Annotated in this window: 9 protein-coding genes; 5 read left to right on the top strand and 4 right to left on the bottom strand. The window is 28.2% G+C overall.

What is annotated here, in order from left to right; genetic code table 11:
* Positions 1–71: 71 nt before the first annotated feature.
* Together BLT70_RS03120 and BLT70_RS03115 are read left to right on the top strand one after the other, a co-directional pair.
* Complete coding sequence (locus BLT70_RS03120) at positions 72–6,734, top strand: alpha-2-macroglobulin (RefSeq protein WP_091891428.1); 6,663 nt, start codon at positions 72–74, stop codon at positions 6,732–6,734.
* Positions 6,735–6,825: 91 nt separating this feature from the next.
* Positions 6,826–7,284: a hypothetical protein gene (locus tag BLT70_RS03115; RefSeq protein ID WP_091891425.1), complete on the top strand. Its 459-nt coding sequence runs from the start codon at positions 6,826–6,828 to the stop codon at positions 7,282–7,284.
* Positions 7,285–7,317: 33 nt separating this feature from the next.
* On the opposite strand, the gene BLT70_RS03110 is transcribed toward BLT70_RS03115, so the two are convergent.
* The 3 genes from BLT70_RS03110 to BLT70_RS03100 are packed head-to-tail and all read right to left on the bottom strand — an operon-like array spanning position 7,318 to position 9,214.
* Positions 7,318–7,674: a TfoX/Sxy family protein gene (locus BLT70_RS03110; protein WP_091891422.1), complete on the bottom strand. Its 357-nt coding sequence runs from the start codon at positions 7,672–7,674 to the stop codon at positions 7,318–7,320.
* A gap of 2 nt (positions 7,675–7,676) precedes the next feature.
* Positions 7,677–8,201 (bottom strand): DUF4136 domain-containing protein, encoded by a 525-nt coding sequence (locus tag BLT70_RS03105; protein ID WP_091891419.1) that lies wholly within the window; start codon positions 8,199–8,201, stop codon positions 7,677–7,679.
* An 11-nt stretch (positions 8,202–8,212) separates the two neighbouring features.
* Positions 8,213–9,214, bottom strand: coding sequence for a M28 family peptidase (locus BLT70_RS03100; RefSeq protein WP_091891416.1), 1,002 nt, complete (start codon positions 9,212–9,214; stop codon positions 8,213–8,215).
* A 68-nt stretch (positions 9,215–9,282) separates the two neighbouring features.
* Here BLT70_RS03100 and kdsA point away from each other — a divergent pair, with 68 nt between their 5' ends.
* The 3 genes from kdsA to BLT70_RS03085 all read left to right on the top strand — a co-directional run bounded on the left by kdsA (position 9,283) and on the right by BLT70_RS03085 (position 12,146).
* Complete coding sequence (gene kdsA, locus BLT70_RS03095; protein WP_091891413.1) at positions 9,283–10,101, top strand: 3-deoxy-8-phosphooctulonate synthase; 819 nt, start codon at positions 9,283–9,285, stop codon at positions 10,099–10,101.
* A gap of 121 nt (positions 10,102–10,222) precedes the next feature.
* Positions 10,223–11,182, top strand: coding sequence for a transglutaminase domain-containing protein (locus BLT70_RS03090; RefSeq protein WP_091891410.1), 960 nt, complete (start codon positions 10,223–10,225; stop codon positions 11,180–11,182).
* Entirely contained in the window at positions 11,151–12,146 is a 996-nt protein-coding gene (locus tag BLT70_RS03085; protein ID WP_091891407.1) for a transglutaminase domain-containing protein, read from the top strand. Before BLT70_RS03090 ends, BLT70_RS03085 begins: the two co-directional genes overlap by 32 nt.
* A 5-nt stretch (positions 12,147–12,151) precedes the next feature.
* Here the strand turns inward: BLT70_RS03085 and BLT70_RS03080 are convergent, their stop codons facing one another.
* On the bottom strand, positions 12,152–12,523 hold the full coding sequence (locus tag BLT70_RS03080; protein ID WP_091891404.1) for a DUF1801 domain-containing protein: 372 nt from the start codon (positions 12,521–12,523) through the stop codon (positions 12,152–12,154).
* Positions 12,524–12,533: the final 10 nt, after the last annotated feature.

Raw genomic sequence — 12,533 nt, 5'->3', positions numbered from 1 at the left:
CTCGTTTACTAATTATTAGTTGTTTTATTAATTGATTTATGCTTGCTTTGATTGCACAAAATCTTTAGATGATGAAAAAAATTACAACAATACTATTTATGATTTTCCTATTTTCTACAACCTTAAATGCTCAAAATAATTTTGAGGATCTTTGGTTAAAAGTACAAAAACTTGAGGTTGATGGTTTACCTAAATCTGCCTTAAAAATTGTTGAAGAAATCTATACAAAAGCAGATGCCGAAAACAATTCGCAACAAATTATAAAAACGCTTTTTTATAAAAGTAAATTCGCTTTAACACTGGAAGAAGATGCACAATTAAAAGTAATAAACAACTTTAAAAAGCATATTGCTAAAAGTACATTTCCAACAAAAAATGTTTTAGAAAATGTTTTAGCAAATTTATATTGGCAATATTTTAATGAAAATAGATACAAATTTTATAATAGAACAAAAACTACTAATAAAGTTAATACTGACGATTTTAGAACCTGGGATTTAGATACATTGTTTGAAGAAATTCATACTTATTTTAACGCTTCTTTAGATAATGCAGATCAACTTCAAGAAATAGCTATTTCCACCTTTTCTGATATACTACAAATCAATATTGATTCAAAAATTTATAGACCAACGTTATTTGATTTTTTAGCAAACAATACATTACAATTTTATAAATCTTCAGAAACCTCAATTACAAGTCCTGCTTACAAATTTTTAGTTGATGACGTTTCTTTTTTGGGTGATGTAAAAACATTTTCTAATTTAAAAATAACGTCAAAAGATAGTTTGTCTTTGCAATTGAATGCCTTAAAAATATATCAAAAAATTATTGCTTTTCATTTAAAAGAAAACAATAAAAATGCGCTCGCAGAAATTGATATACAAAGAATGAACTTTGTAAATCAGCATGCTACTTTCGAGGATTCAGAAAACATTCTTTTAAAAAGTTTAATTGCATCCGAAGAAAAATTTAAAACACATGAGGCAAGTGCTTTGTATGCTTTCGAAATTGCGAGTATTTATAAAAATAAAGCAAGTTATAGTTCATCAGAAAACAATAAGAACCGCTTTAAAAATAAAGAAGCAATTGCTATTTGTGATGCAGTAATTAAAAAATTTTCTAAAAGTTTTGGTGCAGAAAAATGTGCTATTTTAAAAGCTCAAATTGAACAAAAAACACTTTCTATTGAAGGAGAAAGATTTATTCCTATTGATAAAAATTCTAGATTATTAATAACCTATACTAATGTGGAAAAACTGTTTTTTACAGCGTATAAAATCGACAAAAAAAAGCTAAAACTCTTTAATAAATTATACAAATTAGAGGATAAGAAAACATTTTTCAGTAAGTTAGAAAAAGTTACAAATTGGCAACATCAATTAAGAAATGAACATGATTATTTGCAACACACTACAGAGGTAATTGTGCCAAAATTTGAAAGTGGAATGTATTTAATTTTGGCTTCAGAAAGTGATGATTTAACAGAAAAATCAATTTACGGAACAACACAAATTCAAGTAACTAACTTAACATTAATCGAAAATAATTTTGATAATACATACAATTATCAAATTGTTGATAGAAACACAGGGAAACCAATTAAAAAAGCAGCAATACATTTAAAAAACACAAGTAATAATGAAGATTATTTCATCAACAAAAAACTTACTACAGATAAAAACGGATTTGCTTCTTTTAAAAGTAAAGACCAATACAGAAATGTTGATATTACCGTAAAAACAAAAAATGATTTCGCCAATTTTGGCTCTCATTATTTTTACACCTATGATAGAAATAACTATGAAAACACTAACAAAGAAATCACTATAAAACCATTTATTTTTACAGACAGAAGTATTTACAGACCAGGACAAACTGTTTATTTTAAAGCAATTGTACTAAAAAAACAAGGTGAGAAATCAGAAGTTTTTACAAATGAATTTGTAGAAATCACTTTAAACGATGTAAACAATCAAGTAGTAAAAACATTAGATTTAAAATTGAATGAATTTGGCTCTGTTGCAGGCGAATTTGTAATTCCAAATAATGGTTTAACAGGTGAATTTACTATCGAAGTTGATGAAAGTTTAGAAGAAGATAGTAGTGAATATTTTGAATATGACTATAATAATTCAGCAACAATTTCTGTAGAAGAATACAAAAGACCAAAGTTTGCTACCGATTTTAAACCCGTTACAGAAAGTTTTAAAATCAATGATTCTGTTACAGTAATTGGTTTTGCAAAAGCTTTTTCTGGTGCAAATATTACGGATGCAAAAGTGGTTTACAGAGTTCACAGAAAAGTGCAATATCCGAGTTGGTATTATTGGAGAAGACCAAACTCTAGTTCTAGTTCTCAAGAAATTACACATGGAGAAAGTATCACAGATGCATCTGGTATTTTTTCTGTTAAATTTAAAGCAATTCCGGATGAAAGTGTTGATATAGAGGGTTTACCTATTTTTACCTATGAAATTACTGCGGATGTTACTGATATTAATGGAGAAACTCACAGCGCAACAACTACAGTAAAAATTGGATATCATTCTTTGATTGCTTCTATTTCTATGGATGATGAAATTGATAAAAACGAGAAAGAAACTATCTTAAAAATTGATACAAAAAATTTAAATGATGAGTTTGTTGCTGCAAAAGGAACTGTAAAAATTTACAAGTTGCAATCTCCAAAATCTCCGCAAAGAAAAAGATCTTGGTCTGCTCCTGACTATCAAGATATTTCTGAAAACACATTTAGAACATTATTTCCACATGAACCTTTTACAGATGATGAAAGTGATGAAAAAAACTGGAAAAAAGGTGCACTTATTTTTAGCGAAAATTTTGACACTTCAACATCCAAAGAACTTATTTTAAAAGATATTGATAACTGGATTTCAGGAAAATATATTGTTGTTTTAGAAAGTAAAGACAAGTTTAATCAAGCAGTAAAAGATGAAAAAAGAATAACACTTTTCTCATCCAAAGAAAAAGAAGTTGCAGATAATAAATTACTAACTATAAACTTTAACAAATTATATTACAAAGTAGGTGATGAAGTAGAAATTCAAATTGGTTCTGCAGCAAAAGACATGACAATTGTCTTACAGATCGAAAAGAACTATAAACTTATTGACACTAAAATCATAAAACTTAACAACTGTGTAAAAACTATAAAATTTCCGATAAAAAAAGAAGATATAGGTGGTTTTGCAGTAAAATATCACTTTGTTAAATCTAATTATTTTGAGAGTGAGAACTTCAATTTTGATATTAATGAAGCTCCAAAAAATATAGAAATTATTACTAATATTTTTAGAGATAAGTTACAACCAGGACAAGATGAAACATGGAGTTTTACCATTAAAAACGACAAAAATGATGCAGTTGCTGCAGAAGTTTTGGCTTCTATGTATGATGCTTCTTTAGATGAATTTAAGTCTCATAATTGGCAATTTAACCCAATAACTCCAAAGCCAAGTTATTATTCTTATAGCACTAGTAATGCGAATAAAAGTTTTGATAACACCTATTTTAATATCAGAAATATTGCAAGAAATTATTACGGATTTCCTTCAATTGGCAATGATTCTTATAAATGGTTTGGCTTTAGTTTAAACAATAATAGATGGATTAATCAACAATATTTAAGAGAGACCAAAAGAAATATTAATAGTACAAGAACAGTTTTTGATGGCACAATTACAGGTTTTGTTTCTGATGAAAATGGAAATTCTTTACCCGGAGTAAATGTTCAAATTAAAGGAACAACCTTTGGAACACAAACTGATTTTGATGGTAATTATACGATCAAAATAAAAACTGATGATGTTTTAACATTTAATTATTTAGGATTTAAATCACAAGAAATTTCTGTAAGGAAGCAAACAAATATTGATATTAAATTAGAAGAAGATGCTTCTAATTTAGATGAAGTTGTAGTGATGGCTTATGGAATTAAAAGAACTTCTGCCCAAGTTACTATATCTAACCAAGTTGTAAGAGCTGAAGAAATGACAATGGATGGTGCAGAAAATTTAGCTGCTGCTTTAACGGGTAAAGTTTCGGGCTTAAATGTTAGTCAAAAGAATAACGATAAAGAGCTTACCATTACCTTAAGAGGAATGCGTTCTTTTCCAAAAGATGATAAATTTTTGTATATAGTTGACGGAAAACCTATGCCCCATGAACAAGTGCTAAAATTAGATCCTACTACTATTGCTGATGTTTCTGTTTTAAAAGGCGCAAATGCTGCTGCACTTTATGGAGTTGAAGCTACAAATGGAGCAATTATCATTACTACTAAACCTAGTCAGGAAAAATTAGAAAACCAATTATCACAAGTAAAAGCCCGTAAAAACTTTAATGAAACGGCTTTCTTTTTTCCACAATTAAAAACAGATAAAGATGGAAAAGTGAGTTTCAATTTTACAATACCAGAAGCATTAACTCGTTGGAAACTGCAATTATTGGCACATACTTCAGAATTAAAATCAGCAACAAAAACGTTAACAACTGTTACTCAAAAGGAATTAATGGTTGTGCCAAATGCACCTCGTTTTTTACGAGAAAAAGACACAATTACGTTGAGTGCAAAAATTACCAACTTAACAAATAATCAATTAAGTGGTATTGCAAAACTACTATTAACAGATGCAATTTCAGGAAAAGAAATAGATACTGAATTACAAAACACTAATGCAACCAAAAATTTTACAGTTGATAAAGATGGAAATACAAACGTTTCTTGGAATTTATCAATTCCGGAAACGGTACAAGCTGTTCAATATAAAATTGTAGCAAAAGCTGGTGATTTTTCTGATGGAGAACAAAATGTATTGCCTGTTTTATCAAACAGAATTTTGGTTACAGAAACAATGTCAATGTGGGTTCGTAGTAATGAAACCAAAACTTTTACGTTAGATAAACTTAAAAATTCAACTTCTTCAACATTAAAAAACCACAAGCTAACGTTAGAAATGACATCAAATCCTGTTTGGTATGCTATTCAGTCTTTGCCTTATTTAATGGAATATCCGTATGAATGTGCAGAACAAACTTTCTCTAGATTTTATGCAAATACGTTAGCGAGTTTTGTTGCAAATTCAAATCCTAAGATTCAAGAAGTGTTTAATTCTTGGAAAACTTCGGATGCTCTTTTATCAAATTTAGAGAAAAATGAAGAGCTAAAATCATTGATTATTCAGGAAACTCCTTGGTTAAGAGATGCGCAATCAGAAACCGAACAAAAGAAAAGAATTGCCTTGTTGTTCGATTTAACAAAAATGAAAAACGAACAAGAAAAAGCTATCAATAAATTACAAGATATTCAGATGAATTCTGGCGGATTTCCTTGGTTTAAAGGCGGTAGATATGAAAGCACCTATATCACTCAACATATTGCAACAGGTTTTGGACATTTACAAAAATTAGGAGTTTCTGATTTTAATACATCAACAAAAAAGATGATTGAAAAATCAGTTCATTTTTTAGACAAAGAATTCTTAGATCAATATTTAAAATTGTTAGAAAGAGCATCTGAAATTAAAGAAATATCCAAAACTAAAAAAGAAGGTGAAATCGCTTATAAAGATTATTTAGAAAAGAACAACTTGAATTATTTTACGATTCAGTATTTATATATGCGTAGTTTTTATAAAGATATTTCTTTGGATGAAAAAACTAAAAATGCTGTTGCTTATTTTCAAAATCAATCTGCAACATATTGGAATGAATACAATTTGTATGCAAAAGGGCAGATTGCATTGTCTCTTTTTAGAAATGATGAAAAAGTAGTTGCCAATAAAATTTTAAAATCATTAAAAGAAAATGCTATTTATTCTGATGAATTAGGAATGTACTGGAAAACCAACACTGCTGGTTATTACTTTTATCAAGCTCCAATTGAAACTCAGGCTTTGATGATTGAGACTTTTTCTGAAATTGAAAACGACACAGAAACGATTGATAATCTTAAAATTTGGTTGTTAAAAAATAAGCAAACCAACAGATGGAAAACCACAAAAGCAACTACAGAAGCTGTGTACGCCTTATTATTAAATGGAAGTGATTGGATTTCGGTAACAGAAATGGTTGACATTAAAGTTGGAGATAAAACAATCAATCCTGCAGAAATGGAGAATGTAAAAGTAGAAGCAGGAACTGGTTATTTTAAAACTTCTTGGAATACTGATGAAATTAAATCAGAAATGGCTACAGTTACCATCAACAAAAAAGGAAACGGAATTGCTTGGGGAGGTTTATATTGGCAATATTTTGAAGATTTAGACAAAATAACATCCGCAGAAACTCCTTTAAAAATCAATAAAAAACTATTTTTAAAAGTAAATTCTGATACAGGAAAAGAGTTGAAAGAAATTACTGAAAATTCATCCATAAAAATAGGTGATTTAATTACAGTTAGAATTGAACTACGTTCTGACAGAGACATGGAATTTATTCACATGAAAGATATGAGAGCTTCTGGCGTTGAACCAATTAATGTACTTTCTCAATACAAATATCAAGATAATTTAGGCTATTATGAAAGCACAAAAGATGCTGCAACTAATTTCTTTTTTGATAGAATTCCAAAAGGAGTTTATGTTTTTGAATATGATGTTCGTGTTAATAATGCTGGTAATTTCAGCAACGGAATTACAACAATTCAAAGTATGTATGCACCAGAATTTAGCAGTCATTCTAAAGGAATTCGTTTAAAAATAAGCGAATAAGAACATTCATATGAATCAAAATTTAACTTATTTGAGATCATTAAAATCAAATAATAACCATAATTTTGTACTTATAAATAAACTTTAAATTATGAAAAAAACACTTTTAGTATTTGGCTTATTCTTAGCTACAACACTTTCTATAAATGCACAAGATATTGCAGACAATTCAATTGGACTTCGTTTAGGAGGTAATGATGGTTTTGGATCTGAAGTTACTTATCAAAGAAAATTAGAAGACAATAATCGTCTAGAAATAAACCTTGGTTTAAGAGATAGTTTTAACGATGTAAAACTTACAGGTTTATATGAATGGGTTTGGAGTTTAGAAAATCAATTTAATTGGTATGCTGGTGCTGGTGCCGGAATTTATGATGCTAACAAAACTTCAATTTTTGCTTCTGGTGTTGTTGGTGTAGAATATAACTTTGATATTGAAAATGATATACCTTTATTAATTTCTTTAGATTATAGACCAGAAATAGGAATTACAGGAAGTTTAGATGGTTTAAATTCTGATTTTGGATTAAGTGTTAGATATCAGTTTTAAGAACCTTTTTTTTAAAATAAAAAATCCTCTAAATTAATTTTTAGAGGATTTTCTTTTTTTACTCGCTTTTGCTAACGGATTAAAATCTAAAGCTAATTGTAACCAATACTGTAAATCAACATCTAAATCATAGGCATCATCCGTTAAAAAAACATAACCCTTCATAGATCTTCCTGTAAAATTCATTTCTTTACAACCTTCTTTTTTCAAAGATTCTTCGTAAACTTCAGGATGTATTCTTGCCATAATTTCATCACGTAATACAACAACACACATTTTTTCATTAACCATAAAACAAGTTCCGCCAAACATTTTCTTTTCGTAAAAAGAAACCCTTTTTTCTATAAAAAACTGGGCAATTCTGTCTGCTAAAAACGCATTATAAGCCATTTTTAGTTTTCGTTATTTGGTGGATAATGATTTAAAATCTTTTTTACGACTTCAGTATATTGCAATTCTTTTTCTTCTGGATTTCTATTTTCTTTAATTTTAGAATTTAATGCTCCTTCCCAAATAATTTGGTTGGTTTTAGCATTTACAAACTCAATAACCAATTCTTCATTCAGTTTTTTTGCACCAATTGGGATTCCACCAGAAATTCCAAAACCACTATTTCTTCCTCCACCTCCTACTCCAATTCCTATAGAATTATTGTTACTACTTTCTGAAGTTTTAGAAGTAACATTTATATAAAAATCTGGGCTTTCTGTTTCTTTAAAACCACGTTGATTTAATTCAAAATTAATAGCAAAAATTACTCGTTTAACATCTAGTTCATTTAAACCTCCGCCAACATCTTCATAAAAGCTGTAGGTTTTAAAATCAGAAAAATTAATGGCATTATCATAATCTGTCATTACTTTTGATGATGAACAGCTCATCAATAAAAACAAAAAAAGGTATTTTAAATTTTTCATCAGATCCTATTTTACTTTTCTTCTAACACAACTCTTGTTGGTATATCTTTTCCGTTGATAATACTTTCTGTACCTTTTGCAACAGCTTGAATGGTTTGTGTAATTACAGTCATATTTAAGGTTTCTGCTTCATCAGACACTTTATGATAATCTTTATCAACATCAATTGGTGTTGTAGAAAAAGTATGTGACGGAACACCTAAACGCGCTAAAGATGCATTATCTGATCTAAAAAATAAATTAAAATTTTTATACGGATCTGGAAATAATTGATAACCAGTTCCCATTAAATTCTTCTGAATAATCTTCCCAAAATCTGATCGTTCAAAACCTGTTAACCAAGCTGTATTTGGGCCAAAACTTGGTACTTTCCCAATCATCTCTAAATTGATTCCTGCAACAAATACGCTTGCATCAATTCCTTTTCCAAATTCTGTAGAACCAATTAATCCCATTTCTTCTCCAGTAAAAGCAGCAAAAACAATTGTTCTTTCATTCCCTACTTGTTTAAAATATTCTGCCAAAGCTAAAACACCTGTAACACCAGAAGCGTCATCATTTGCGCCGTTGTAAATTTTATCATCTCCTTTACCTTCATTTCCTAAATGATCATAATGTGCAGAAATAATTACATATTCATCCTTTTTACTTTTTCCTTCTAAAACCCCAATAATATTTGCAGTCGAAATTTCTTCTTTACTATTTCTAGGTGTAAAATTAAAGGTTTGTCTGTAGGTTTCTAAATCTTCAAAAGTGGTTAAACCAATTCTTTTAAATTCGTTTTCTATATATTTTGCAGCTTTCTCAATTCCTTGAGTTCCTGTTTTTCTACCTTCCATTTCATCAGAAGCTAAGGTGTACAAATGCTTTTTAACAGTTACAGAATCAATAAAAAAAGCACTTTCTGTCTTTTCTGTTTTTGCTGATTTGTTTTCTGATTTATTTACATTCTTAGCGCTGTTACAAGAAATTAAAAATACAGATACTATTAAAGTGATAACTATTCTATTCATTTTTTTTGATTTTAAAAGGATAAATATAACGCTAAATTTTTACGTATTTTTGTTAAAAATTTTTACAAATGATTTTATCTGAAATTCCAAATATAAAATACACAAACGAAAACAATTTTTTCCTTTTATCAGGCCCTTGTGCCATTGAAGGCGAAGAAATGGCGTTAAGAATTGCTGAAAAAGTAGTTACCATTACTGATAAATTAAAAATTCCATACATTTTTAAAGGAAGTTTTAAAAAAGCAAACAGAAGTAGAATTGATAGTTTTACAGGAATTGGAGATGAAAAAGCATTAAAAATTTTACGTAAAGTTTCAGAAACTTTTGGTGTGCCAACAGTTACAGATATTCATGAAATTTCTGATGCACAAAAAGCGGCAGAATATGTAGATGTTTTACAAATTCCTGCTTTTTTAGTTCGTCAAACAGATTTAGTAGTTGCTGCAGCAGAAACAGGAAAAGTTGTCAACTTAAAAAAAGGACAGTTTATGAGTCCAGGTGCAATGAAACATGCAGTGCAAAAGGTAAAAGATGCTGGTTCTAACAAAGCGTGGATTACTGATAGAGGAACTATGTTTGGCTACCAAGATATGATTGTAGATTTTAGAGGAATTCCTGAAATGCGTGCTTTTGCACCAACAATTTTAGATGTAACACACTCTTTACAACAACCAAATCAAGTTGCTGGTGTTACTGGCGGAAGACCAGATATGATTGAAACTATTGCAAGAGCTGGAATTGTAAATAACGTAGATGGTTTATTTATTGAAACGCATTTTGATCCTGCAAACGCAAAATCTGATGGCGCAAATATGTTACATTTAGACAATTTAGAAGGCCTTTTAAGTAATTTGGTTGCCATTAGAAAAACGATTAATAATTTATAAAATAATTAGTTTATACTTTTTAAAATCCTTCAAGTTTCTAAAACCTGAAGGATTTTTATTTTTTACTAAATAAACTTAAAGGCACAATTTTTGGTTTCTAAAATAGTTTAACTTTTGGATGATGAAACAACTTATACTTATATTTTTATTTTTTAGTCTTTCTACTTTTTCGCAAAACTTCAAAAAAGTTGATGCTGTCGTTATCAACTATCCGAGATTTAGCAAAGTAGAAGATTTAGCAAATCAGATTGAAAAAGATTTTTCTTCTGATGCTGATAAGTCTAGAGCAGCATTTTTTTGGTTGGCAAAAAACATTCGTTATAATTTAAGAGAATTCTACAATCCAACAAAAAGGAATTATAGTTTTAGTTATAAATCCGAAGAAGAAAAAACAGAAAAAATAAAATCGCATATAGATAATATAGTTTCTGAAACTTTTAGAAATCAAACTGGCGTTTGTGAAGAATATGCACAGTCTTTCAAAAAAATATGTGATTTATTAAAAATTGAAGCTGAAGTTATAAAAGGAAATGCTAGAACAAGTTCTGATGAAATTGGCAAAATCTCTAATACTTCAAATCATGCTTGGAATGCTGTAAAGATTGATAAAAAATGGATTATATTAGATGCAACTTGGGCTGCTGGATATGAAAATAATGGCAAATGGATTCGTAGTTTTAATGATTATTTTTATGACATTCCTGTAAATAAAATATTTAAAACTCATTATCCAGAAGATACAATTTGGAATATCCGTTTTGGGAGAATGAGTGTGCAAGAATTCTATAATCAGCCAATTTATTCTAATACTTTCCTAACGCTAAATACTGATTTAATTTCACCAACATCAGGAATTATCAACTTAAAAGCATCCGAAGATATTGTACTAAAATTTAAAAATTTAGATAAAAATTTACTAGTTTTTTACACCTTAAAAGGGATGAAAAATCCCCTGAAACCGATAATTACATCAGAAAAAAATACAACTACTTTAACTATTAAAAATCCTAAGATTAATACAGATTTAGTTTTATTTATTAACAAAGAAGATGCTTTGCATTTTAGAATTAGCATGCAATAATAAAATTCAGTATTTTAGAGAAATGAATAAAATCTTTTTTATACTTCTTATATGTAGTTTTTCAATTCAATCTCAAAATCTAAAAAAAGTAGATTTAATTATAAGCAAATATCAATCAATTTCATCTGTTGAACAATTAGCCGAAAAGATTAATTATGACTTTAAAACTGATAAAGAAAAAGTTAGAGCAATATTTTCTTGGATAACTTTAAATATTAAATATGATCAAATTTCAACACAAACAAACCTCATAAAAGCTCCCGAAATCATTATGTATTTTAATGAAGATGATTTAGAAAGGAGAACTCAACTTGCTAAAGACGAAATAGTCTACAAAACTATTAAATCTAAAAGAGCTGTTTGTAATGGTATTGCATTAACTTTTCAGAAATTATGTAATCTTTTATCAATAGAAAATGAATTAATAAAAGGTTTTGCAAGAACTTTAACCAATGAAATAAATTATATTCCTAAAAGTAAAAACCATGTTTGGAATGCTGTAAAAATTAATAAAAATTGGATTTTTATTGATGCCACTTTTGGTTTAGCAACTCATAATTCAAAACCTGATTATTTTTACTTTGATATTAAAAAAGAAGAACTAAATCTTACACACTACCCTAGTAAATTTAAATGGGTTAAATATTTTAACCAGAAAAGTCTAAAGTCCTTTTGTTACCAACCACTATTTATGAGTGCATATTTTAACAATGAAATTAAATTAATGGAACCTCAAATTGGAGAAATAAAGACCAGAAATAGAAAAATTTTATTCAAATTTAAAAATATAGATTCAACCACTGAAGTATTATATAAATTTGAAGATTATAATGAAATAAAAAAACCACAAATAATATACAAAAATTCTATTGCACATTTTATGATTGATAATCCTAAGAGAAATACAAATCTATATATTTATTTTAATGGAATATCTGCTTTAGCTTATAAAATTAGAGAATAAAACAATTAACTCCTTTTATAAAATCCTTTCTCTTTTAACTGATGTGCTTCTTCTAAAACAGACAATAAAACTTTTTCATTAATATCTTCTAATTTGTAATATCTTAAAGATTTTACTACTTTTCTATTATCAGAAATTAAAAATTCATTGTACTTTGTTAAATGTGCAGAAACCCAAAAAACAACATCAACATAGCCTTTCTTTTTAGACGGATTTAAATAGCAAAAAGGTCTATCATTTAAATAATAAAAAGGGATTTTCCATTTAAATTTTAAATCAACTTCTGGAAAAGTATTTTCAATTAAAATTTGTAAATGCAATAGAATAGTTTTAAAAGGTTCTGGTTGATTTAATATGTATTCTTCTGCAGGCTTCATTTTTTTCTTA

Origin of the sequence: Polaribacter sp. KT25b (assembly GCF_900105145.1) — a bacterium.
Taxonomy (GTDB): domain Bacteria; phylum Bacteroidota; class Bacteroidia; order Flavobacteriales; family Flavobacteriaceae; genus Polaribacter.
This window is presented reverse-complemented; position numbering and strand designations above follow the sequence as displayed.